Below are 23,263 nucleotides of genomic sequence, written 5' to 3' on the forward strand. Positions count from 1 at the left end.
GGGTGCCTACCCCACTGCAACAGGGGATTGCGGGATTCGCAGTTCAGCCGTCTCCAGTCGGCGATCATGCACCCACACCATCGCCGTTGCAACGGAGAAGACCAACCCGGCGATGCATACTCCGTTCCAGCCGTACGACTTCCACACCACTGACCCCACCGCCGAGCCCACGGCAGCACCGACGAAGTAGGTGGTCATGTACACGGAATTCACACGCGAACGCGCTTCGGGGACAAGGGCGTAGATCACGTTCTGGTTGCTGACGTGCACTCCCTGCAGCGCGAGGTCGGCAAGGACGATGGCAACGAGAAACCACACCACGTGGGTGGCACCGGCGACAAAGGGAAGCCACGACACCAAGAGAATCGCGATGGCGCCGCCGGTCGCCAGCTGACCCAATCCCCGATCGGCCAGTCTGCCCGCCACCGTCGCCATCAAAGCTCCCGCCACACCGAGTAGTCCGACCAAGCCGATTTGAGTGTCGCTGTAGCCGAATTCGCCGGACAGAAGAAAGGCCATTGTCGTGAAGACGGTGCTGACAGCAGCAAAAGCCAGTCCGCCCATGGCCGATCGGGTTCTCAGGCGCGGCAAGGTCGCAGCCAACTTCCCTACCGAAGCGAGCGTTGCGCGGTAGCTTGCCTTCGGGCGATCTGCGGAATCGGAAGGCAGAGATCGCCACAATGCCACGGCCATCACCACCATCAGTACCGCCGCAACCTTGTATACCGTCGACCAACCTCCCAGTCCGGAGAGGACGCCGGCAACGCTGCGCGCCAGCAGGATTCCGATCAGCAGTCCGCTCATGATCGTGCCGACCACCTGACCGGACCTCTCAGGTTCGGCCAGTGAGGCGGCAAACGGAATGAGCACCTGGGCGGCGACCGAAAAGACTGCAGCGACAGCGATTCCCACTGCCAGCGTGGCAAAGTTGGGCGCAAATCCGCTGACCGCTTGACCGGTCGCCGCCAGCAGCATGAGCCCTACCGTCAGCTTGCGTCGGTCCACCATGTCGCCCACCGGAACCAGAAGTATCAATCCGAGTGCATACGCGACCTGCGCGATGGTCACCGTCGCGGCCGCTGCGGAGGCCGACACATTCAGGTGATCTGCGATGGAATCGAGGAGTGGCTGGTTGAAATAGTTACCGCCCGCGCACAGGCCCGTCGCTGCAGCCATCAGCAGCACTATCGGTAGTCCGAGCCTCGGACGCGCGTCGCTTGAAATCATGTCGTCAAGCATGACCGCCTACACCGACGCGCGTCCAATAGATAGATATGCATGATCTATCTCCAGAAACGATAGATTGGTGCAATGGAACTACGTCACATCCGCTACGCCCTGGCAGTCGCGGAAGACAGACACTTCAGCCGAGCAGCGTCGCGGTTGCACGTTTCCCAGTCCGCCTTGAGTGCCCAGATCAGAGACCTCGAAAAGGAACTGGGAGTCGAATTGTTCAACCGGAACAGCCGAAACGTCGGCCTGACTGCTGCAGGCGAGGTTTTTGTCGCCCGCTCCCGCGAGGTACTCGGCGCCGTGTCGAGACTCGTCAGTGATGTCTCGGCACGGAGCAACGAGCAAGTGCGGTTGACGGTCGGCACCATCACCTCGGCGGGGCGCGTCGACGTCGGACGCGCGCTGGCAGATCTGACACGGCGCCACCCTGCAATCAACATCACCGCGCGACCGTACGGCAGTGAAGTAGTTATCGAGGGAGTCCGGTCCGGTGCAATCGACGTCGGCATTGTCGGATTGGCCGCAGGTCGCCTACCCAAGAGCTTTGCCGCCGCACCGCTGTGGAGTGAACCCACCGCAGCGTTCGTTGCTCCTGACCATCCCTTCGCCCAGGCTTCGTCGATCAGGCTCGAAGACCTACGCGATCACACTCTCGTGGACTTCGCCTCCGGCAGCGAGGCCCGTGTCCAAACCGACCAAGCCTTCGCCGAATCACAGGTCCCTCGGGGAAAAACACTTGAAGCCAACTCGGTAGACCTGATCTGTTCACTGACCGCCAACGGCCTGGGCGTAGGTTTGCTCCCCCAGTCCATGAGCGCCCTGCACCCCGAATTGGTCTGTATTCCGATCACCGATGCGCCGCATCGGATCGTCCACGCAATCACCGAACCCACCCATTCGTCGGCGCTCGCCCGCGAGTTCGTCGAACTACTCGCAGCGCAGTTCGCTACTTGAGCAGTTTCGACATTCGCCTGTCCGCCAACGGTTTACCGCCGGTCTGGCACGTCGCGCAGTATTGAAAAGAGCGCTCCGCGAACGACACTTCGCGTACGACGTCACCGCACACCGGGCACGGAAGTCCGGTACGAGCATGCACTCGCATCCCCGAGCGTTTCTCACCTTTGAGCCGGGCCGCGTCCTGACCTTCCGAACGCTCGATCGCGTCGGCCAGCGTAGATCGCATCACGGCATACAACGTCGAAATCTGATCCGGCGTCAGCCGCGACGAGGTCGCGAAAGGCGAGAGTTTCGCGGTGTGGAGGATCTCGTCCGAGTAGGCGTTCCCGATACCGGCGATCAACGACTGCTCGACTATCGAGTTCTTGATCCGCGCCGACGTTCCGCCCAGAATCTGTGCGAACTCGGCTTCGGTCACGGCCATCGCGTCCGGCCCCAACCGGGCGATGCCCGGAACCTCCTGCGGATCGTTCACGACCCAGACGGCGAGGCGTTTCTTGGTGCCGGCTTCGGTGAGATCGAATGCCGGCGTCAACCCTTCGGGTGTGAAGAAATGAACGCGCAGCGCCAACGGCCCCTTCCCCGGCTTCGGCGGCGTCGCCGATGGATTGTCCAGCCAGCGCATCCAGCCGGCACGGGAGAGATGCGTGACCAACCACAACCCGTCGCAATCCAGAGCCAGATGCTTCCCGAAGCGGGCGGCGCCCGTGACGTCACGCCCCTGCAGAGCGGTGATCGGCGGATCGAAGGTCTTGAGCACACTCAATGCAGCGATGTCGACGCGTCCCACCACTGCGCCGACCGCGTGCTGACGAAGGAACCCTGCCAGCGCTTCCACCTCGGGTAGTTCAGGCATGGCAACAGACTAACGCCGACCACGGACACTCACAGCGCGCTCAGTCCGTTTCCGTCTGCAGCACCACCGAATGCCCACCGCGTGCCTTCGCGGAGTACATCGCCCGATCCGCTCGCCGCAGCAGAGTCGGGTAGGCGACCAGCGCATCATCCGCTGATTCGAAAGGCCCTGCAATCTTCGCGATTCCGACGCTCATCGCCACCTCGGGATGATCGGGCGAGGTGATCGTCGAACGGAGTAGCTCATGTTCGAGTCGATGGAACGAGCGTTGATCGACCGAATCGACGATGACGAACTCGTCGCCGCCTATCCGTGCGATCAAGGCCGCCGGGCCGGCGCATTCGACCAGCCTCGATCCGACTTTTTCGATCACAGCGTCACCGACGGTATGTCCGTACTCGTCGTTGATGGCCTTGAATCGATTGATGTCGACGGCGGCGACTACCAAGAGCGCCGAGTGCGTGTACGACCGCTCCAGCAACAGTCGTACTTCGTCGGCCAGTCCCCTCCTGTTGAGCAGTCCCGTCAGTGGGTCCAATTGCGAGTTCAACGCGTCGGTGCCGAGGATGGAGAAAATGAACTGACAGGCAAAGGGAATCACGTAGATTGCCGCGCCGACCAGTACTACCAACGCGACCAGAACCGGAACATCCACATCGTTTTCGACCACGGCCGTACGTGTCACGATGCCGATGACCACGACGAATACCCACAACATGTGAAGGCTCTGTATTCGAGCATTGTGGAAGAACGCGATGTATCCGCCGATCACCGAGAACATCACGGCGTGTGCCAGTGCTGCAAGTGGATTGGAGTACAGCAGCATTGCGGCCGCTATTCCCACTTCCGAGTAGAGCACAAAGGCGTAAGACCAGGAACGGGAGAGATTTCGCCTCGTCGAGAGGGCGACGGCCATCATCACGGTTATGACCATGATGACTGCGTTCGCGGAGCGCGCGTGCGCAGTGGTCGGTCCCTGTGGACTGAAGCGAGTGAGGAACATGATCACGGTGACCAGTACCAACGAGCAGACGACGAGAAACCGCGAGGCGACGGTCAACCCTTTGTCCGCGAGATAGCGATTGAAGGTGTCGAATTGGTCCGGACGCCGATACCAATCGACAAGTTGAGAAGAGATCAGCCGGAACGCGGGACCCGAGAGCGGTCGTCGAGACGCCACGGCGTCCGAACGCTCAACACTCTCGGCAGATTCCATAGTGTCAGGGTAATCCAGTCAACTCCCCGCAATCAGACAATTTTCACTGTTTGCCGTCCCACATCACAACCTGATCGCCGCCGGCGGCCTTCGCGCGGTACATCGAGGCATCGGCTACTCGAAACAGTTCCGTCAACTCCTCGTCGGAAATAATCGACGACCATTCGGCAGAGGTGATCGCGACTCCGACGCTGGTGGTCACTACCGGATCACGATCGTCGATTCGCAAGTGCCTTCGCAGATTGTCTTCGAACGCAGGCGCTGCGCCGACGTCTATCGTGTCTACCAACACGAACTCGTCCCCACCGAATCTGGCGAAGAGCGCCTTCTCGCCGCCGCACCACCGCAGTCGATCAGCAATCTGGCGAAGTACGAGATCGCCTTCTTCGTGCCCCTGTGAGTCGTTGACGCTCTTGAACGAATCGACATCGACAATCGCGACGACATACGACGACTTGCTCGACGCATGCCCCGTCGCCCCCATTTCGACAACAGCTCGCTGCAGCCCGCGCCGATTCAGAAGCCCTGTCAACGGATCCACATCCGAACTGTCCGCGTCGGAGCCGAGAAGTGAGAGGACGAACTGGCAGGCGAACGGGATGACCACGATCCCGGTGGCGATGATCAGGCACAGTGCTGTGGCCAACGCAGGATCCGCGTAGACCGCAACCTTTCGGCCGACCACTGCCAGAACCACGATGGACAGCGCGATGTGAACCGCCTGGAGTCTCGCGTTGTGAAAGTACGCGATGTAACCACCGATCAGTACGAAGAGCACACACTGGATCAACCCGATGAAAGGGTCGTTGTTCAAGAACACACCGACGAATACGCCGACCTCGCAGTAGGCGACAAAGAAGTACGACCACCGACGCGTGATTTCGGGCAGAAGGCAGAAGAGCACGATCACCGCAATCGTGACGGCGATGATAACGGCGTTGACGACGCTGGTGACGTGGTTGTGCACGCCCGCGTCGCTGAAGCGCAGCAGAGTCATCGCAATGATGACCGTCGTCAGCGAGCCGATGACCAGCAATCGGACAGCTAGCTCCAGGCCCTTCGTGGCGAGGTATCGATTGAAACTGTCGAATTGATCAGGACGCCGATACCACTGAACCAGAAGGTCGAAAGCCGACTTCACAGCTGATTTTTCACGGCCACGCGGCGCGGGCAGAATCGACTGCAGTCGGTCCTGCCCGAACGATGTCATGCGCAGATCATAGGTGCGCAGACCGTCGTTCGGGATCAAGAGTGCAGGATCAAGGCGGCAAATTCGGGGTCGGTTGTCAGCGCCGAACGAGGTACGTATCCATGATCCAACCGTGCTTCTCACGCAACTCCGCCCGGCAAGCGACGATCCGATCTTCGACGTCACGCAGTTTGCCGGAAATCAACTCCTCGTCCGGGGTCCCGAGGTACGCGCCCCACCAGATCTCGGCGTCGTTTTCGCTTACCTGAGTGAAGGTGCAATGCGCGTCGAGCATCACGACGGCATTGTCCACGCCGTCGGGCAATCCCTCGGCCAGTTTGCGGCCGGTCGTGATGTGGATGGGTTCGCCGATTCGGTTCAGGACGATCCGGTGTTGTGCAGCCAGCGACTGCACGCTGGTGATTCCCGGGATGACGGAGTAGTCGAACGAAACTCTCCCGCGAGCGAGCACACGCTCGACGATCCGCAGAGTGCTGTCGTAGAGGGAAGGGTCACCCCAGACGAGAATCGCGCCGACGCCAGGTTCGGCCGCGAATTCCGCTTCGAATTTCGCGGCCCGACGCTCGTGCCAGTCCTCGACAACCCCCTCGTAATCGGTGGGGGTTCGGTCCCGCGGCGGGTCCGTGATCTCGACCACCTTGTAGTCGAGGTGAACGTGCTCGTCGAGAATGCCGGTGCGCAAGTCGACCAGGGCCTGCTTCTCGTCACCCTTTCCGATGATGAAGAAGGTATCGGCCCTGTTCATAGCCTTGATCGCCTGAACCGTCACCTGGTCGGGATCACCAGCACCGATACCGATCACCAAGAGTTCGCGCATGTGCCGAGGCTATATTGCCGTGCGCCTTTATTAACCGCCGGAGGTTAATAAAGGCGCACAGCAGGGCAGGCCCTAGACTGATTCCCGTGACTGTCTCCACTGCTTACGAAGACCTCCTCCGGCTCGTCATGGAGACGGGTACCGCCAAATCCGATCGAACCGGAACCGGCACCCGCAGCATCTTCGGTCACCAGATGCGTTTCGATCTTGCCGACGGCTTTCCGCTCGTCACCACCAAGAAGGTCCACCTCAAGTCGATAGTCAACGAACTCCTGTGGTTCCTGCGCGGCGACTCCAACGTGGCGTGGCTGCACGAGCACGGCGTCTCCATCTGGGACGAGTGGGCCGACGAGAACGGTGAACTCGGCCCCGTCTACGGCGTCCAGTGGCGTAGCTGGCCCACCCCTTCGGGCGAGCACATCGACCAGATCACGCAGACCGTCGAGACCCTGCGCTCCAACCCCGATTCGCGGCGGATCATCGTTTCGGCGTGGAACGTCGCCGACATTCCGCAGATGGCCCTGGCGCCGTGCCACGCTTTCTTCCAGTTCTACGTCGCCGACGGCAAGCTCTCCTGCCAGCTGTACCAGCGCAGCGCCGACATGTTCCTCGGCGTTCCGTTCAACATCGCCAGTTACGCGCTGCTCACCCACATGATGGCCCAGCAGGCCGGACTCGACGTCGGCGAGTTCGTCTGGACCGGCGGTGACTGCCACATCTACGACAACCACGTCGACCAGGTCACCGAGCAGCTCGGTCGCGAGCCCCTTCCGTTGCCGACCCTGAAGCTGAACAAACGCGACTCCATTTTCGACTACACCTTCGAGGACGTCGAGATCGTCGATTATCAGCACCACCCCGCGATCAAAGCGCCGGTAGCGGTCTGACGATGACCGATCGCACAGTCACCCTCATCTGGGCGCAGGCCCTCGGCGGCGTCATCGGCGCCGACAACTCGATCCCGTGGCGCGTGTCCGAGGACATGGCTTACTTCAAGCGCGTCACCATGGGCCATCCGGTAATCATGGGGCGGCGCACCTGGGACTCCATTCCATCGAAGTTCCGTCCGTTCAGCGGGCGTCGGAACATCGTCGTCACACGCGATCCGCAATGGCACGCCGAAGGCGCCGAGGTAGTCCACAGGCTGGACGACGCCCTGGCGTTGCCGGACGGTGACGTCTTCGTCGTCGGCGGCGGGCAAATTTATTCGGCTGCACTGCCATTCGCGACGCATCTACTGGTGACCGAGATCGACCTCGACATCGCCGGTGATGCTTTTGCTCCCGAGATCGGCCCCGAATGGAACCTGAAATCCGACGAGCCCTGGCAGACCTCGGAGAAGAGCGGCCTGCGCTTCCGCTGGTTGGAGTACACGCGCTGACCGACTTCCGCCGATAACGAGGCACCTCGCGAGTGAGTCGGTCATACTCCAAGAAGGACATTCACCGCTTCCGAGAGGTCTTCGATGGACAAGAAGTCACTGACCGCTCTCGCTCGCCAACAGTTGAAACTGGCGGGCTCGGCGACCAGCGGTCGCAGTTCACAAACCGTCTACGGTGGCCACCAGCGCAGCCTGCGACAGACGGTGATCGCCCTGAGCGCCGGCAAGAGCCTCGCCGAACACGACAGTCCGGGCGAAGCCACGTTGTTGGTCCTGAGCGGGAAGCTGAATCTTGTGTGTGGGAGTGACCAGTGGAAAGGATCCACGGGTGATTTCCTGACCGTCCCGGCCGACCGGCACAGCGTCGAAGCGCTCGAAGACGTTGCATTTCTACTGACCGTCGCCATGAAGGGCTGAAATCGGTAGCGTCTTCCGCGTGAGCGAAACCGTGATCGAAGTGTCCGTCGTCGCAGCCCCGTCCGTACTCTGGCCCGCGCTGCGCGACCCGTCGCTGATTCGACGTTGGTTCGGCTGGGAGTACGACGGACTCGACGACGAAATCAACCAGATCTACTCCACCGCTGAGGCCGACCCCGAAGCGTTGACGCTGAAACTCGGAAACGGTGACCGTTTCTCACTTCGCGAACAGGACGGCAAGACGGTCGTCCGCATCGATCGGCCGGCCAAATCTGCCGACGACGACTGGTACGACGACATCACCGAGGGCTGGACGACATTCCTCCAGTTGCTCAGATTCGCAGTGGAGCACCACGGACTGGCCGAGCGTAAAACCATTTATCTCGACGGCCTTCTGCTCCCCGGTGAGAACGTGGCAAGCGTCCTCGGGCTCACCGAAATCGAATTGGAAGCGGGAAGTCGGTACGCGGTGACAATCGCTCCCGGCGACTATTTCGAAGGCGTCGTCGACTACGTCACTGACCACCAATTCGGGTTGACAGTCGAGGATCTCGGCCCTGGCCTGCTGTCTGTCGCCACCCAGTCGGTGACGGCGCAGCGGCCCGACGGAGGCATGTCCATCCTGCTGACCACCTACGACCTGAGCGATGACGAGTTCGACGAGATCAAGCATCACTGGTCGTCGTGGTGGGAAGGTCGCCGCCAGGAGAGCTGACGTTCGGTGAGGCGATATGCTTCGACCATGGTCGAAGCTTCGGGTCACAGTCCGGCACGTACGTTCGGCGAGTTGCTCGACCGCCTGGGCGATTCCAATGCCGACATACCGACACTCCACCGCCTGCTCGAGGCGGTCCTGGTGGTCGGCTCCGGCCTGGACCTCGACCTGACGCTTCAACGGATCATCACCTCTGCGACAACGGTTCTGGATTGCCGCTACGGCGCCCTGGGGGTCGCGGCGCCGGGGGGCGGGCTCTCGGAATTCGTGTACGAGGGAATCTCCGGGTCCCAACGCGCGACCATGGGACATTTCCCCGAAGGTCATGGCGTGCTGGGTGTTCTGATGAATCACCCGCAGACTTTGCGTGTGGCCCATCTCGGCGACCATCCCGAATCGGTGGGATTCCCCGCAAATCATCCACCGATGGAGAGCTTCCTCGGGGCGCCGATCATGATGCGGGGAAAGGTGTTCGGAAGCATCTACCTGACCGAGAAACGGGGACAGGCCGAGTTCACCCAGGAAGACGAGGTCATTCTCGAAGCCCTCGCCATCGCAGCCGGTATCGCTGTGGAAAACGCCCGACTGTTCGAGCAGTCACGAACTCGTGAAAGATGGCTCACCGCAACATCTGCCATCCGCTCGCGGTTGCTGGCCGGTGACTCGCTCGAGGACGGCCTGCAACTTCTTGCCAGTCGCGTTCGGGACCTGACCGGCGTCGACGACGTGATCGTGGTGATCTGCGAGAACGGCTACGCACAGGTTCACGCCGCGGCCAGCGCCCGGACCACGTCACGTGGAGTCAGAATCCCGGCGACCACTTATCCGTTCGACGTGGTGCGGAGCACTCGAAAGCTACAGGTACTCACCACTTTAGGCGCACTCACCGAACTGGTGCCGTCGGCTGGGAGTGCGGTCGTGGCACCGATGTGCGTCGCCTCGGGTGTAGTCGGCGCGGTCATCGTGGCGTCGAATTCCACCAACACGCACTGGGATCACGACGAACTGACCCGGATCGAGTCGATGGCCGAACTCGGCTCCGTTGCAATCGAGTTCGACGAGAAACAAAAGGCGCAACGCCTGTTGTCCGTTCTCGCCGACCGCGACCGCATCGCACGAGACCTGCACGACAACGTCATCCAGCGACTGTTCGCGAGCGGAATGAGCCTGCAGAGCACGCTTCCGGACGAGACCCTCCCGGAGTCGGCGCGCGCGATTGTCAAACGATCCCTCGAACAGCTCGACAAGACAGTCCGCGAGATCCGGACAACCATCTTCGATCTGCAGACTCCCACAGCCACCGATTCGTCGAGCCTGCGCCGGCGCCTCCTCGATGTCATCGGCGACGCCACCGCACAGTCCGCTGTTACCCCGAGCGTCCAATTCTCCGGCGCCATCGACACTCTGGTGAATCCCGGGATCCACCAGCACGCCGAAGCCGTGCTGCGTGAGGGGTTGAGCAACGTCCTTCGGCATGCACACGCACGCCACATCACCATCGCTGTCACCGCGGACGTCGAATTTGCGATCACGATCGAGGACGACGGCGTCGGACTCCCCTCCGACTTCCACAAGAGTGGACTGCACAATCTGGAGCGCCGCGCCGAACATTGCGGCGGTACGTGCACGATCGTCAATCACGATCCGAGCGGTGCACGCCTGCTCTGGCGAGTACCGCTCGGTCGCACCAACTCGAATCGACCGAAATCCGGTCGTTAGATCCTAGCGACTGCCGCTACGGATTTCGGTCGCCAGCACCGCAGCCTGAGTACGACGCTGCATGCCCAGCTTCGAGAGCAGACGCGTCACGTAGTTCTTGACCGTCTTCTCCGCGAGGAACAATCGCGCGCCGATCTCCCTGTTGGTGAGCCCCTCTCCGATGAGGTCGAAGACTGCTCGCTCCTGATCGGAAAGTTCGGCCAACGGATCAGCTGTACGGTCGCTGCGGATCCGCTGCATCAGCGCCTCGGTTGCACGACTGTCGAGCAGTGAACCGCCGCGCCCGACTGTGCGGACTGCAGCGACCAGATCGGTTCCGAGAATCTGCTTGAGGACGAATCCCGAGGCGCCCGCCATGATCGCGTCGAGCAACGCCTCGTCGTCGGCGTACGACGTGAGCATCAGGCAGCGGAGGTCGGGAAGCATCGAGCGGAGTTCTCGGCACAGTTCGACGCCGTTGCCGTCAGGCAGGCGTACGTCTAGAACAGCGACGTCGGCGTTGCTCTGCGGTACCGCAGCCAGCGCTTCCCCCACGGACGCCGCCTCGCCCACCACCACGAAGTCCTCGACCCCACCGAGTAGGTCGAACAATCCGCGTCTGACGATCTCGTGATCGTCGACCAGGAATATCCGCGTTGTCATCGAACCCCTCCAAAAGACATCTCACGTCGAACGGTACCGGAGACGGTGGACTCAGAACTCATGGAATGCATTCTCTTCACTTGCTGACGTGCCGGACGATGAGAACCGGGCAATCCGCGGTGTGCAGGAGCGCCCGACTGGTCGATCCGAGGAGCATTCCTGCGAATCCGCCGCGCCCGCGACTGCCGACGACTATCAACTGCGCCGTCTCCGCGTATTCGCTCAGGACTCGGACCGGACGGTCACGCGCGACGACTCTTTCGACGACGACGTCCGGGTAACGCTCGGTGAATCCGGCCAATTGCTCGGCGAGGACAACTTCCTCGCCCGTCTGGATGCTGCTCCACAGGGGGTCGTCGGGGGTGGCGCCCAACGAGGGCTGCACACTCACGTCGCTCCACACGTTGACGGCAATCAAGGTGGCGCCCCGCGCGGAGGCCTGCTCGAAAGCGTGCTCGACTGCCTCGATGCTGCTTTCGGATCCATCGACACCGACGACGACGGGGCCCTCGGTCGGCGGTCGACCGTCGAGCGTCCGTCCTCGGACAACTGCAACCGGAGATTCGCCGTGCGAGACAACCGAGACCGTCGCAGAACCGACGACCAATCCGGTGAATTCGCCGTGCCCGCGAGGGCCGAGCGCAATGATGTACGCGCCCTTGGACAATTCGATCAGGCGATCGGAGACGCTGCCGTCGAGTAGTTCGGTGACGATCTCGAGGTCGTCGTCGATGCTTTGCCGCGCGAGAATCTGTGCGCTGTCCAGACGAGCGGTGGCAGTGCGCCGCAGTTCGTCCTTGAAGCTCTCGGCGAGGTAAGGCTCGGAGTAGTAGAAGGCTGGGATGTGCACCACCGTCGCGATGTGGAGTGGTCGACCGAGCGCCACCGCGGTCCTCGCCGCCCAGACGACAGCCGACGACGCCGATTCCGAACCGTCTACCGCTACGACGACGGGTTTGGTTGCACTCATGTTCGTCCCTCCACAATCGACCACAGAATCTCTTCGCCCTCACACTATTGCCCAATGACGGCAAAAAGGATTCATCAGCCGACGCGAGTCCCGAATCGGACATTGGGTGTTCGGGTGGACTGCGGCAACGGCCCCGCCAACATCCCTTTCGGGCGTCAACGAGGCCACCGGTGCCGGATTCGCACGCAAACCCTGGCTACTCGATCCACGTTAGGTGAAGAACCCGACCGGTCAGAAGTGAAAAAAGTCCTGTCAACAAGCGCCCAAAATCGGGTTTCGTACGCAGGAGATCCTGAACCACCCGCTCTGCTGTGCGCCTTTGTTAACCGCCGGCGGTTAATAAAGGCGCACAGCAGGGTCAGTCACAAATCTTGCGGAACTTCTCGATCAGCTGCACTCGGCCGTTGCGGTCGGCCGCCAACGGCGTGACGTTGAGCGTCGTGACACCGGCTTCGGCGAAGGCTGCGACGCGTTCCTTGACGTAGCTCTCGGGACCGATCAACGACACTGCGCGAACCAGTTCGTCCGGCACTGCTGCTGCGGCTTCGTCCTTCTTGCCCGCGAGGTAGAGATCCTGGATCTTCTCGGCGGCCTCTTCGTAGCCGTAGCGCACCGCGAGATCGTTGTAGAAGTTCTTGCCCTTGGCGCCCATGCCACCGATGTAGAGCGCAAGGCTCGGGCGTACCCAGTCGAGCATGTGGTCGACGTCGTCACCGATGGCCAGTGCCGGCGACGCGTACACCTGAAGCTCACCGAGGCTCGGATCGCGCTTGGCCTTGCCCTTGGCGATCGGCTCACCCCACACGCTTGCTGCCTTCTCCGGATGGAAGAAGATAGGTTCCCAGCCTTCGGCGATTTCCGCCGTCAGCTCGACGTTCTTGGGTCCGAGCGAAGCGATCAGGATCGGGATGCGCTCACGCACAGGATGATTGATCAGCTTGAGCGGCTTTCCGAGTCCGGTGCCCTTCTCGGCGGGGAGGGGAACCTGGTAGTACTTGCCCTGGTACTCGACCTTCTCGCGGCGCCATACCTGACGGCAGATCTCGACGACCTCACGTGTGCGTCCCAGCGGAGCGTCGTACTTGACGCCGTGGAACCCCTCGATCACCTGCGGTCCGGAAGCGCCCAGTCCCATCACGAAGCGACCGTTGGAGACGAAGTCCAGGCCCGCCGCCGTCATGGCGGTCAACGAAGGGGTACGGGTGTAGATCTGAAAGATTCCCGAAGCGAGTTCGATGGTCGACGTCTTGGCCGCCAGGTAACCGAGCTGGCTGACGGCGTCGAAGGAATACGCCTCCGGGACGAAGGCGATGTCGAGGCCCGCCTTCTCCAGGTCACCGACCTCTTCGACGGTTTCGGCGAACCCGCCGCTGTAGTTCAAACCCATACCGATACGCACGTTGTAACCCCAATCCTGACGATTGCTGCCGTGTGCGACGCGCACACGAGCAGTGGTACTCCCATCGAACACTTACTCACATCGAACACTACGGAACCTGAGTCCGCATTCATGTGACTACCCCGTTCATATTCGATGACCGAAATGAACGGGGTAGTGGGAGAGCCTGTCGAGGGTCAGGATTCTTCGGGGCGAACCACCATGACGGGGCACTTGGCCGAAGCGATCAGGGTGTTGCTGGTCGAGCCGAGCAACATGCCGCGGAATCCACCGCGACCACGGCTTCCGACTACGACGAGCTGCGCTTTTGCCGACCAGTCCAACAGCCGTCCGCGTGGGTTGTCGAGGTATACCTCGCGCCGGACCTTCACGTCCGGGTATTGCTCGGACCATCCGGCCAAGCTCTCGCTGAGTACCGCGTGCTCTTCCTCTTCGAGAGACTGCGGGGCAAGCGCAGCGGCCCTCGGGTCTTCGAATGCCGCACTGCCGAGGTCACTCCACACGTGCAACGCCACCAACTCGACTCCGCGGAACGACGCTTCCTCGAAAGCCGCACCGACGGCCTGGGCGCTCAATGCGCTGCCGTCGACGCCGACCACTACGGGTCCTTCCGAGGGCACCGCACCATCGCGGTCTCGGACGACGATGACCGGACACTTGCCGTGACTGGCCACACCGACCGCGGTATTGCCGAGGACTGCTGTCGCCGCCTTGCCTGACGCCGACGCTCCGACGACTACCCGCCTGGCTTGTGCCGAACTCTCGATCAGCCACTGAGTTGCGCTGCCGATGGCGATTTCGGTGTGAACTTCGAGTTTCGGATCGATCTCACGGGCGAACTGTTCCGCCTCCGCCAAGATCGCTTTTCCGGCCTCTTCGACCCATTCGTACACCCCACCCGCGTCGACGTACGGTCCGCCGAAACCGTAAGGCGCGAAGTCGAGAGCGTGGATGATGTCGAGTCGCAATTCGCGCTGGGCGGCGATTTTCGCGGCCTCGCGGAGCGCTGTGGACGCAGTGTCCGAACCCTCGACTCCGACAACAACACTGTTATGTTCGCGTGAACTCATGTGCCCACCTTCCTGAAGAAGTAACCGAGCCACTTTCACTCTAACCATCCCACTTGTCCGGCTTTTTTGGGGTCGCCCCCTCTTCATTTCGGGGACTTAGGTCCCCGAAACTGTTGACGGATAGGAGAATTAGCAGAGCAATCAGGACCAGGTGTGAACAGGATCTCCCGTCCGCATGTTTTCCACGTAACCGCGGAGCATTCCGGTGAGCGCAGTCGAGCGGTCCGCGCCCGAGGCCTCCGCGTGCGCCACGTGCTCGCGTTGCCAGGCGGCACCGGTCTGCCGATTCATGCACCGCCCTTCGATCACGCCGAGGTACCGATCGCGGGCCGCGGCGGACAATCCGAAGTCGGCCAAACCCTCGTCCGCCAACGGCAGCAGCCTTCGCAGGACCAACTCGTCGGCACCGACCCAACCGATCTCCGGCCAGTACAGGGTGGCGTCGAGTCCGTACTTGGCGCCGATGTGCAGGTTCTCTTCTGCCGCATGGAACGACATGTGCGACCACAGTGGCCGCTCCGCGTTCACCAATGCGCGAACGGTTCCGTAGTAGAAGGCCGCATTGGCCATGATGTCGACGACGGTCGGCCCGGCCGGCAGCACCCGATTCTCGATACGCAAGTGCGGCTTGCCATCCGAGCAGTCGTAGACGGGCCGATTCCAGCGATAGACCGTGCCGTTGTGCATCTGAAGCTCGCTCAACTCCGGAACCCCGCCCGCCGCGAGCACTTCCAGCGGATCGGTGTCCGAGACATCAGGGAGCAGCGCCGGGAAGTACCGTGAATTCTCCTCGAACAGGTCGAGAACCGAATGGATCCACCGCTCACCGAACCACACTCGCGGTCGCACACCTTGGTTCTTGAGCTCGAAAGTTCGGGTGTCCGTTGCCTGTTCGAAGATCGGAATGCGTGATTCGTGCCAAAGCGCCTTCCCTGCCAGGAAAGGAGAATTGGCCGCAAGCGCCACCTGTACTCCGGCCAGACACTGCGCGGCATTCCAGTGCGCTGCGAATTCTTCCGGCGCGACGCGCAGGTGCAACTGCATGGACGTACATGCCGCCTCCGGCACCACCGAATTGGTGTCGGCCCGAAGGATTTCCACGTCGCCGCCGGGTAGCGCGACACCTTCGACGTCGAGTTCGATGTCCTCTCCTCGCGCGGCAAAAATTTGCTCGTTGAGCAATTCGTAGCGCGGGTTGGCGGTGATCCACTCACGATCGAGATGCTCGAGCTGCAGGGTCGGCAGCATCCCGATCATCACCATCTCGGCGTCGTGCGCGTGGATTCGCGCGTCTGCGACGTCGAGGGACGCCCGCAGTTTCTTCTCCAATTCGAAAGTCGCATCACCGGTGAGTGGGCCGGGCTCGACGTTCATCTCGACGTTGAACTGTCCGAGCTCGGTTTGGAAAACCGCAGAGTCGTCGATGGATTCGAGCACTTCACGGTTGGACATCGCGGGCGTCATGTCGCCGGTCACGAGGTTGAACTCGATCTCCATGCCCAACAGCGGAGCGGGCTTGTCGACGGCGTCTCGGAAGTCACCACCGTCGAGCATCTGCTTCATGGCGTCGACGCACGAGCGCACCTTCTTACGAAAGAGCCTACGGTCGGCTCTGGTGAATTCTCGCGCCGTGACCTCTGCACCCATTGCGCATTCCCCCCTTCGACGATCAACGTCACTGAAGGCTATCCGTCCGGTGTCACCGACAAACGAGAACTGCGGTGGCACCAGGAAGAATTTCCCGACGCCACCGCAGTTCTCCGAAAGTTTCTTCTACGAGTTGTCGACCCAGGTGACAGCTACGCCGCGAGCCTGCAGCCACGCTGCGGGATCGACCTTTGCGCCGTTCTCGGCAACCTCGAAGTGCAGGTGCGGGCCGGTGGACTGGCCACGGTTACCCACGGTGGCGATCTGCTGGCCGGCGTTGACGCGCTGGCCGACGTTGACCTGGTAGTCGTTGACGTGGCCGTACGTGGTGACCGTGCCGTCGTCGTGCTGGACGCGGACCCAGAGGCCGAAACCTGACGCCGGGCCGGCGTCGATGACCTGGCCGTCGGCTGCAGCCAGAATCGGCGTACCGATCGGAGCCGCGATGTCGAGGCCACCGTGGTGTGCTCCCCAGCGCGAACCGAAGGTGGAGGTCAGCGTTCCGGACACCGGCTGCACGGTACGAGCTGAGGTGCCGGGGTTGATCCCAGCGAGGAACTGCTGTGCCTGCGTGTTGAGGTCGGCAGCAAAATCGGGAAGCTCGGGGATGTCGAGAGCCGGAAGTGCCGCCAATTCAGCCGGAACGACAACGCCCTCGGGAAGCAGACCCTGCGGGATTTCGATGCCGGCGATGGTCTGTGTTGCCGGCGCCGCAGCAGCGGTTCCTGCACCCATCTGGCCTGCACCGACGAGGAGCGCACCGGTAGCCGCAGCTACGACACCTGCCTTGACACCGGCACCAGGGCCAGCCGACGGGGTGCGGTGGCGGCCGCTTGCTGCCTCGGGATCGATCTCGAAGACAACATCGTCATTGCCCGTGCGGTGGTGGTTTCCCACAGTGTGTACTCCGTCAGTCGTCGGCGTGCAGCGTCCTTCTGATGAAGCCCGCTCCTCTGTCTGCCGAAGAATGTAACAGTTTGATCAAGGCGGCCGCCACCGTTACCCGATCTTGACCAAAACTATTTCTCGCCGTTCTGTCGGCTGGCGTCCAGTTCTGACTTGAATGCGTCGTATCGTGCCCGGTGAGCGGGTCGACGCCGGATGATCGCCCACGCGATGCCCAGAACCACGAACCAGATCGGCGTGACGAGAAGTGCCTGCAGGGTGTCGTCCTTGGTTGTCAGTGCCCAGAGAATGAAGACGAAGAACGCGAGCACGACCCAGCACATCACGATGCCGCCGGGCATCTTGAACTTCGACGCCTCGTGCAGGTGCGGACGACGCTTCCGGTACACCATGTAGCTCGCCAGGATGATCGTCCATACGAACATGAACAGCAGCGCCGAAATGGTCGTGACGACGGTGAAGGCCTCGATCACGGAATCGCCCGAGAACAGCAGGATCAACGACGCCAGCAGGAAGATGCACGAGAACATCAGGGCGTTCGCGGGGACCTTGCGTGAGTTCAGCTTGCCGAGGGCCCTCGGTGCGTCGCCCTCCTGCGCAAGGCCGAACACCATGCGCGAGGTGGAGTAGATACCCGAGTTGGCCGAAGATGCCGCGGAGGTCAGCACGACGAAGTTGATGACAGATGCAGCGATGCCGAGGCCGGCGAGTGTGAACATGGCGACGAACGGACTCTTGTCTGCGCTGATTTCACGCCACGGAGTCACCGCGATGATCACGGTCAGTGCAACGACGTAGAACAGCAGGACACGAATGGGGATGGAGTTGATGGCCTTCGGCAGATTCTTCTCCGGGTCCTTGGCCTCGGCTGCCGTCGTACCGACGAGCTCGATACCCACGAAGGCGAACACGGCGATCTGGAAGCCGGCGACGAAGCCCATGAATCCGGTCGGGAACATCCCGCCGTCGTTCCAGAGGTTGTCGATACCCGAGGTGGCACCGTTCGGCGCCGTGAACCCGGAGACGACCATGACGATGCCGACGACGATCAGGCTGACGATGGCGATGATCTTGATCAGCGCGAACCAGAACTCGGTTTCACCGAAAGCGCGAACGGTCGGGAGATTGAGGAGCAACAGCGCCGCGATCGTCAGCAAAGCAGGAATCCACGCCGCGAGCCCTGGCCACCAGTACTTGAAGTACCCGGAAATCGCGATGACGTCCGCGATGCCGGTGACGATCCAGCAGAACCAGTAGGTCCAGCCGGTGAAGAATCCCGCCCAGGGGCCCAGCAGATCCGCGGCGAAGTCGGAGAACGACTTGTACGCCATGTTCGAGAGCAGCAGCTCCCCCATCGCCCGCATGACGAAGAAGAGCATGAATCCGATGATCATGTACACGAAGATCACGGAAGGCCCGGCGAGCGAGATCGTCTTGCCCGATCCCATGAACAGTCCGGTGCCGATGGCACCACCGATGGCGATCAGCTGGATATGCCGGTTGGACAGCTGACGTGAGAGGTGGGGGTCTTCGCCGGACGGCTTCGTCAGGTCTGGTGTATTCGCGTGGTCGGACACGGAGGATCCCCCTCGTCGTTCGGTTCATCCGGGGCATCGAAATCGTGCCCGTCGGGGGAACCTCGGAAAATGTGCTCTCTCAAAGTACGCGTGCACTGGCTCACATCACGCATCGGAAAGCGGACGCCGATAACCTGTCGAGGTGAACACTGACAGCACGGCCCATCAAGACGGACATATCGCCGCGACGCTGTTCGATTTCTCCGGAACCCTCTTCCGTTTGGAGGAGAGCGACGATTGGACCGAGCACCTCGTCGATCACCAAGGCGATCCGCTCGACGTGCACGCTCAAGCCGAGCTGATGCGTCGGATGACCGCGCCGGTGGGCAGAACCGTGGAGATGGACGAAGCGGAGATCTACGCGTGGGAGAACCGCGACCGGGATCCGAAGTTGCATCGTCAGGCTTACCTCGACGTGTTGAGTAAGTCCGGGGTGCCCGATCCGGTTCGGGCCGAAGCTTTCTACGCCCTGCTGGTCGATCCGGATCAGTGGTCGCCGTACCCGGATACCGGCGAGGTCCTGAAGTCACTGTCGGAGAAGGGCATACGCACTGCCGTCTTGAGCAACATCGCCTTCGACATCCGTCCGGCGTTCGCCGACCGCGGCTGGGACGTCTGGGTCGACGAGTTCGTTCTCTCGTTCGAGGTGGGTGCAGTCAAGCCTGAACCGGCGATCTTCGAGTACGCCCTCGCACAACTCGATGTGGATGCGGCGCAGACTCTGATGGTCGGTGACAGCGACATCGCCGACGGCGCTGCCCGTGACGTCGGTTGCCAGTTCGCACTCGTCGATCCCCTGCCGACGACCGAACGCCCGCACGCGCTACTCGACGCAGTGCGGAAGTTCGGGCTTCTGTAGGGAGCGCTCAGACACCTTCGGTGAGTTCGCGCAACGACGCGTAGCGCTCGCGCACGTGGGGAGCTGGTTCGGCGTCGAATCGTCGCTCTTCCGGTTTCGGCCACACCGGCGGCTGCGTGTCCCCGGACAGTGCCCATGCTGCTTGCCTGCATGCCCCTTCGGCGACGTACTCACCCGGAGCAGGGATCACGACCGGCACTCCGAGAATTGCCGGCGCGATCTCACAGAGAGCGCGCGACTTCGCTCCGCCTCCCACGAGGAGAACTCGCTTCACCTCGACGCCTTGACGAACCAGGTCGTCGACGCCGTCGGCCAAGCCGCACAGGAGCCCTTCGATTGCGGCTCGTGCAAAGTGCGCAGGCGTCGAGTTCTGCAGCCGGAATCCGTGCATGGCCCCCGTGGCGTCAGGGCGGTTGGGCGTCCGTTCACCCTCGAAGTACGGAATCATGACCAGCCCGTCGTTTCCGAGGGGCGCCGTCGACGCCAACCGCGACAGTTCGGCGTGATCGACACCGAGAATGGACGCCGTCGCATCAAGAATGCGCGCGCCGTTGAGAGTGCACACCAGCGGCAAGTGCAGGCCGGTTGCGTCCGCGAATCCTGCCACGTTCCCGCCGGGATCGTGCGTGGGGGTGGCCGATACAGCCGAGACGACGCCGGATGTTCCGATCGAGATGATCACGTCACCGGGAACTGCTCCCAAACCCAGTGCGGCTGCGGCATTGTCACCGGTGCCAGGCCCGACAATACCTCCGGAACGTGTACTTCCGATCTTTTCGTTCGGCGATGCAACTCGGGGAACATGCGGGGTTCGACCGCGAAATGCCAACGCCAGCAAATCTTTACGATATTCGCGCGTCGAGGCAGCATAATAGCCGGTTCCACTGGCGTCGCCCGCGTCGGTAACAAGCTCCTCGATCGAGCCGGACCCACCCAACTTCCAGGACAACCAGTCATGCGGAAGACACACCGCGGCAGTGCGATCGGCATTGCCGGGTTCGTGATCTGCCAGCCATCGAAGCTTGCTTGCCGTGACCGCGGCGACCGGAACTACACCAACTGCGTCGGCCCACGCCTTGGGTCCGCCGAACTCTTCGACCAGATCGGTCGCAGCCTTCGCCGACCGAGTGTCGTTCCACAGCAACGCCGGTCTGACAACCTCGCCGCCACTGTCCAGACACACCATGCCGTGCTGTTGAGCTCCGACCGATACGGCTGCGACGTCGCCGAGCCCACCCGCCGCGGCGATTGCACTGTCCATCGCCTCGAGCCAGCATGCCGGATCTATCTCGGTACCGACGGGGTGCGCCGCCCGCCCTTCTCGTACCAGCTCTCCCGAATCGGCATCACGGACAATGACTTTGCACGACTGGGTAGACGAATCGATACCGGCTACGAGGGTCACACTGGCGTCCTTTCCGAAGGACCGTCAGCTCGCGTTGGCGACCGCGGGCATCCGGTTGCTGCGCTTACGCAGCGATCGCACATATTCTGCGCGCTCGGTCTCCGTCATTCCACCCCAGATGCCGTACGGCTCGTGGACGGAGAGTGCGTGTTCGCGGCACTGCTGGAGTACAGGGCACGTCGCGCAGACCTTCTTGGCGTTGCGTTCACGGTTCTCGCGGGCGTGTCCACGCTCGCCGTCCGGATGGAAGTACACCGCGGAATCGTGCCCGCGGCACGCTCCCTGCAGCTGCCAGTCCCACACTTCGGCGGTCGGGTACGGCATCGGAAGGTGCTTGTGCATGATGGCGACCTCAATTCCTTACTCGGGTGACACGGATTCGGGTGACTCTGGGCTGACGCCGGGTCGGACTTATCGACGCCTGACCGATTGGCCGAGTCGATGTGCACAGACCGTTGCGAGTTCGCCGGTGACCGGCGGAGTCAGCGCTACGACGCCGTCGTCGAGAATTGCCTGCAGCCTGCGGAAATACTCGTCCGGGGCGAGGCCGAAGGTTACAAAGATCTCTTCGTCAGGTCCACCGTCGAACTGCTGCCACTTACGTGCGAACTCGACGATCTCTTGTGTATCCGTGCGGCTCATCAGGTTCTCCCCTGTTTGTGCGCCCTGCTTCACAGAAACTGCGACTCGTCTCCTCGGACGCCCGTGGCAGTGAGTCAAGACACAGACTATGCCTACTTCTGCTTTTTCACAAGACCTACTTACGTCTTTTTGTGGACAAAGTATGCGAACTTTCGCACGCTGAAGTTACCGACGAGGAATGCTTGAATAGGACAATGACCCGACCGTCCACGACTCCGGCTACCGCGGGAGAGGTATTCACGCTGATACGCAGCGGTTCCGCGACCACGCGCAGCGAGATCGGGAAGCTCACCGGCCTGTCCAGGACGGCGGTATCGGCCAGGGTTGCAGCACTTCAATCGCTTGGTTTGATCGCCGATGACGACGAGGGCCCGTCGACGGGCGGCCGGCCGCCGTCCACTCTCACCTTCGCGAACTCGTCCGGCGTGGTTCTCGTCGTGGCAATCGGTCGATCGCGGGCACAACTTGCCGTCACCGACCTGGCGGGCACGATCCTCGCGGCAGAAGACATCGACAAGTCGGTCGGGGTCGGCCCCGACGAACTGATGCCCGAAATTGCCGAGCATCTTTCGTCACTACTGGCCCAGGTCCACCGCGCGTCTACCGAGGTCATCGGAATCGGACTGAGCATTCCCGGAACGGTCGACGTCGCCGCGGGAGCAAGCCTCGACTCTCCGATGATGGCGGGATGGGACGGAGTCGCGCTTGCCCCCTATCTGGCATCGGTGACCACGGCTCCGCTGTTCGCGGACAACGATGCCAACGTGATGGCTCTGGCCGAATTGAGCGAGCGACGCGAGAGTGCGCCCAACCTCCTGATGATCAAGGCGTCAACCGGCCTCGGCGCAGGAATCGTCATGGGCGGAGTCCTCCAACGCGGTTCACTCGGAGCGTCCGGCGAGATCGGGCATACCAAAACCGCTGCAGCGCGGGGCATGAAGTGTCGCTGCGGCGACGTCGGCTGCGTCGAAACTGTCGCCAGCGGTTGGGCTCTCGTGCATGCCCTCCGAGATCAGGGCCGAAGCGTCGGTCACGTGCGTGATGTCGTCCGCCTCGCCCTGGACGGCGACAGCGAAGCCCGCCGGCTCATCAGAAGCAGCGGCCGACTGATCGGCGACGTCATTTCCGGCGCGGTCAATCTCCTCAATCCCGAGGTCCTGATCATCGGCGGCGACATGGCCGAGGCGGACGAACTCTTCCTCGCCGGGCTTCGGGAGTCCGTCTACGGCAACGCAACGGCGCTTGCCACCCGAAAGCTTCAGATCGCTTCGGTCAGCCACGGCGCACAATCCGGCATCCTCGGTTGTGCGGTTCTCGTCCTCGACCATCTGCTCAGCGCCAGGGAAATCGATCTGCGGATCGCGGCGTCACTCCACACGTGAGTCGCTGACTTCTCGCACGCTCCGCATCAAACAATCAGACTTTTCCGGCATCGCTTGTGTTGACGCTCACACTTCTGCATAATTCATTACCTACCGATCATTCGGTTGCCGATATCGACGATGAGATCGCGCAGGAACGCTCCGAGTCAGCCAAAAGCATGCACCGAGCACACCGGCAACGTCGCAGATCGAACAGCGTTTCTCCCCTGTTCCGACTTCGCAGTTTCACCGTGTCGGTGAACC

General features: G+C 62.2%; 23 protein-coding genes. 8 read left to right on the plus strand and 15 right to left on the minus strand.

The window, feature by feature from the left end; genetic code table 11:
* Positions 1–6: 6 nt before the first annotated feature.
* Positions 7–1,239, minus strand: coding sequence for an MFS transporter (locus KTR60_RS21320; protein ID WP_228401230.1), 1,233 nt, complete (start codon positions 1,237–1,239; stop codon positions 7–9).
* Positions 1,240–1,311: 72 nt separating this feature from the next.
* Here KTR60_RS21320 and KTR60_RS21325 point away from each other — a divergent pair, with 72 nt between their 5' ends.
* Positions 1,312–2,187 (plus strand): LysR family transcriptional regulator, encoded by an 876-nt coding sequence (locus KTR60_RS21325; RefSeq protein ID WP_007727651.1) that lies wholly within the window; start codon positions 1,312–1,314, stop codon positions 2,185–2,187.
* Here the strand turns inward: KTR60_RS21325 and KTR60_RS21330 are convergent.
* From KTR60_RS21330 to cobF, 4 genes are all read right to left on the minus strand, one after another.
* Positions 2,180–3,046 carry an Fpg/Nei family DNA glycosylase gene (locus tag KTR60_RS21330; protein WP_007727653.1) on the minus strand — a complete coding sequence of 289 codons (867 nt, stop codon included), beginning with the start codon at positions 3,044–3,046 and terminating at the stop codon, positions 2,180–2,182. The genes KTR60_RS21325 and KTR60_RS21330 overlap by 8 nt on opposite strands.
* A gap of 40 nt (positions 3,047–3,086) precedes the next feature.
* Complete coding sequence (locus tag KTR60_RS21335) at positions 3,087–4,262, minus strand: sensor domain-containing diguanylate cyclase (protein ID WP_042449063.1); 1,176 nt, start codon at positions 4,260–4,262, stop codon at positions 3,087–3,089.
* A 43-nt stretch (positions 4,263–4,305) separates the two neighbouring features.
* Positions 4,306–5,472, minus strand: a complete 1,167-nt coding sequence (locus KTR60_RS21340; protein WP_223304416.1) for a GGDEF domain-containing protein — start codon at positions 5,470–5,472, stop codon at positions 4,306–4,308.
* Between the two features lie 76 nt (positions 5,473–5,548).
* The gene (cobF, locus tag KTR60_RS21345) at positions 5,549–6,289 is read right to left on the minus strand and encodes a precorrin-6A synthase (deacetylating) (RefSeq protein WP_047272582.1); all 741 of its coding nucleotides are present in this window, start codon (positions 6,287–6,289) and stop codon (positions 5,549–5,551) included.
* Positions 6,290–6,375: 86 nt separating this feature from the next.
* Between cobF and KTR60_RS21350 the strand changes: the two genes are divergently transcribed.
* The 5 genes from KTR60_RS21350 (at position 6,376) to KTR60_RS21370 (ending at position 10,521) form a co-directional block, all read left to right on the plus strand.
* Positions 6,376–7,176 (plus strand): thymidylate synthase, encoded by an 801-nt coding sequence (locus KTR60_RS21350; protein ID WP_003946427.1) that lies wholly within the window; start codon positions 6,376–6,378, stop codon positions 7,174–7,176.
* A gap of 2 nt (positions 7,177–7,178) precedes the next feature.
* Entirely contained in the window at positions 7,179–7,670 is a 492-nt protein-coding gene (locus tag KTR60_RS21355) for a dihydrofolate reductase (protein WP_208690361.1), read from the plus strand.
* Positions 7,671–7,754: 84 nt separating this feature from the next.
* Entirely contained in the window at positions 7,755–8,087 is a 333-nt protein-coding gene (locus tag KTR60_RS21360) for a cupin domain-containing protein (protein WP_003946336.1), read from the plus strand.
* A gap of 19 nt (positions 8,088–8,106) precedes the next feature.
* Positions 8,107–8,802 carry a hypothetical protein gene (locus KTR60_RS21365; protein ID WP_030534897.1) on the plus strand — a complete coding sequence of 232 codons (696 nt, stop codon included), beginning with the start codon at positions 8,107–8,109 and terminating at the stop codon, positions 8,800–8,802.
* Between the two features lie 27 nt (positions 8,803–8,829).
* On the plus strand, positions 8,830–10,521 hold the full coding sequence (locus KTR60_RS21370; protein WP_042921348.1) for a GAF domain-containing protein: 1,692 nt from the start codon (positions 8,830–8,832) through the stop codon (positions 10,519–10,521).
* A 3-nt stretch (positions 10,522–10,524) separates the two neighbouring features.
* On the opposite strand, the gene KTR60_RS21375 is transcribed toward KTR60_RS21370, so the two are convergent.
* From KTR60_RS21375 to cycA, 7 genes are all read right to left on the minus strand, one after another.
* On the minus strand, positions 10,525–11,163 hold the full coding sequence (locus KTR60_RS21375; RefSeq protein WP_003946380.1) for a response regulator: 639 nt from the start codon (positions 11,161–11,163) through the stop codon (positions 10,525–10,527).
* 76 nt (positions 11,164–11,239) lie between these two features.
* The gene (locus KTR60_RS21380; RefSeq protein ID WP_228401231.1) at positions 11,240–12,133 is read right to left on the minus strand and encodes a universal stress protein; all 894 of its coding nucleotides are present in this window, start codon (positions 12,131–12,133) and stop codon (positions 11,240–11,242) included.
* Positions 12,134–12,491: 358 nt separating this feature from the next.
* Positions 12,492–13,532, minus strand: coding sequence for an LLM class F420-dependent oxidoreductase (locus KTR60_RS21385; RefSeq protein WP_007727670.1), 1,041 nt, complete (start codon positions 13,530–13,532; stop codon positions 12,492–12,494).
* Positions 13,533–13,708: 176 nt separating this feature from the next.
* A complete protein-coding gene (locus KTR60_RS21390) occupies positions 13,709–14,602 on the minus strand; it encodes a universal stress protein (RefSeq protein WP_007727672.1) in 894 nt (297 codons plus the stop codon).
* A 141-nt stretch (positions 14,603–14,743) separates the two neighbouring features.
* Positions 14,744–16,249 carry a glutamate-cysteine ligase family protein gene (locus KTR60_RS21395; RefSeq protein WP_047272585.1) on the minus strand — a complete coding sequence of 502 codons (1,506 nt, stop codon included), beginning with the start codon at positions 16,247–16,249 and terminating at the stop codon, positions 14,744–14,746.
* Positions 16,250–16,375: 126 nt separating this feature from the next.
* The gene (locus tag KTR60_RS21400) at positions 16,376–17,146 is read right to left on the minus strand and encodes a M23 family metallopeptidase (RefSeq protein ID WP_003946431.1); all 771 of its coding nucleotides are present in this window, start codon (positions 17,144–17,146) and stop codon (positions 16,376–16,378) included.
* Between the two features lie 122 nt (positions 17,147–17,268).
* Positions 17,269–18,732, minus strand: a complete 1,464-nt coding sequence (cycA, locus tag KTR60_RS21405; RefSeq protein ID WP_030534902.1) for a D-serine/D-alanine/glycine transporter — start codon at positions 18,730–18,732, stop codon at positions 17,269–17,271.
* A gap of 142 nt (positions 18,733–18,874) precedes the next feature.
* Here cycA and KTR60_RS21410 point away from each other — a divergent pair, with 142 nt between their 5' ends.
* Complete coding sequence (locus KTR60_RS21410; protein WP_047272587.1) at positions 18,875–19,591, plus strand: HAD family hydrolase; 717 nt, start codon at positions 18,875–18,877, stop codon at positions 19,589–19,591.
* 7 nt (positions 19,592–19,598) lie between these two features.
* Here the strand turns inward: KTR60_RS21410 and xylB are convergent, their stop codons facing one another.
* The 3 genes from xylB to KTR60_RS21425 form a co-directional block, all read right to left on the minus strand.
* The gene (gene xylB / locus KTR60_RS21415; RefSeq protein ID WP_047272588.1) at positions 19,599–20,996 is read right to left on the minus strand and encodes a xylulokinase; all 1,398 of its coding nucleotides are present in this window, start codon (positions 20,994–20,996) and stop codon (positions 19,599–19,601) included.
* A 24-nt stretch (positions 20,997–21,020) separates the two neighbouring features.
* Positions 21,021–21,338, minus strand: coding sequence for a WhiB family transcriptional regulator (locus KTR60_RS21420; RefSeq protein WP_003946343.1), 318 nt, complete (start codon positions 21,336–21,338; stop codon positions 21,021–21,023).
* Positions 21,339–21,407: 69 nt separating this feature from the next.
* Complete coding sequence (locus KTR60_RS21425; protein ID WP_030534904.1) at positions 21,408–21,638, minus strand: DUF3263 domain-containing protein; 231 nt, start codon at positions 21,636–21,638, stop codon at positions 21,408–21,410.
* A gap of 194 nt (positions 21,639–21,832) precedes the next feature.
* On the opposite strand from KTR60_RS21425, the gene KTR60_RS21430 reads away from it, so the two are divergent.
* Complete coding sequence (locus tag KTR60_RS21430; protein ID WP_003946405.1) at positions 21,833–23,020, plus strand: ROK family transcriptional regulator; 1,188 nt, start codon at positions 21,833–21,835, stop codon at positions 23,018–23,020.
* Positions 23,021–23,263 lie beyond the last annotated feature (243 nt).

This window comes from Rhodococcus sp. C1 (genome assembly GCF_020809065.1).
Lineage (GTDB): Bacteria > Actinomycetota > Actinomycetes > Mycobacteriales > Mycobacteriaceae > Rhodococcus_F > Rhodococcus_F qingshengii.

Coding starts and splice junctions, on each gene's coding strand:
- KTR60_RS21320 (WP_228401230.1), bottom strand. CDS start 1,239: ATGCTTGACGACATGATTTCAAGCGACGCGCGTCCGAGGCTCGGACTA.
- KTR60_RS21325 (WP_007727651.1), top strand. CDS start 1,312: ATGGAACTACGTCACATCCGCTACGCCCTGGCAGTCGCGGAAGACAGA.
- KTR60_RS21330 (WP_007727653.1), bottom strand. CDS start 3,046: ATGCCTGAACTACCCGAGGTGGAAGCGCTGGCAGGGTTCCTTCGTCAG.
- KTR60_RS21335 (WP_042449063.1), bottom strand. CDS start 4,262: ATGGAATCTGCCGAGAGTGTTGAGCGTTCGGACGCCGTGGCGTCTCGA.
- KTR60_RS21340 (WP_223304416.1), bottom strand. CDS start 5,472: ATGACATCGTTCGGGCAGGACCGACTGCAGTCGATTCTGCCCGCGCCG.
- cobF (WP_047272582.1), bottom strand. CDS start 6,289: ATGCGCGAACTCTTGGTGATCGGTATCGGTGCTGGTGATCCCGACCAG.
- KTR60_RS21355 (WP_208690361.1), top strand. CDS start 7,179: ATGACCGATCGCACAGTCACCCTCATCTGGGCGCAGGCCCTCGGCGGC.
- KTR60_RS21360 (WP_003946336.1), top strand. CDS start 7,755: ATGGACAAGAAGTCACTGACCGCTCTCGCTCGCCAACAGTTGAAACTG.
- KTR60_RS21370 (WP_042921348.1), top strand. CDS start 8,830: ATGGTCGAAGCTTCGGGTCACAGTCCGGCACGTACGTTCGGCGAGTTG.
- KTR60_RS21375 (WP_003946380.1), bottom strand. CDS start 11,163: ATGACAACGCGGATATTCCTGGTCGACGATCACGAGATCGTCAGACGC.
- KTR60_RS21380 (WP_228401231.1), bottom strand. CDS start 12,133: ATGAGTGCAACCAAACCCGTCGTCGTAGCGGTAGACGGTTCGGAATCG.
- KTR60_RS21390 (WP_007727672.1), bottom strand. CDS start 14,602: ATGAGTTCACGCGAACATAACAGTGTTGTTGTCGGAGTCGAGGGTTCG.
- KTR60_RS21395 (WP_047272585.1), bottom strand. CDS start 16,249: ATGGGTGCAGAGGTCACGGCGCGAGAATTCACCAGAGCCGACCGTAGG.
- KTR60_RS21420 (WP_003946343.1), bottom strand. CDS start 21,338: ATGCACAAGCACCTTCCGATGCCGTACCCGACCGCCGAAGTGTGGGAC.
- KTR60_RS21425 (WP_030534904.1), bottom strand. CDS start 21,638: ATGAGCCGCACGGATACACAAGAGATCGTCGAGTTCGCACGTAAGTGG.
- KTR60_RS21430 (WP_003946405.1), top strand. CDS start 21,833: ATGACCCGACCGTCCACGACTCCGGCTACCGCGGGAGAGGTATTCACG.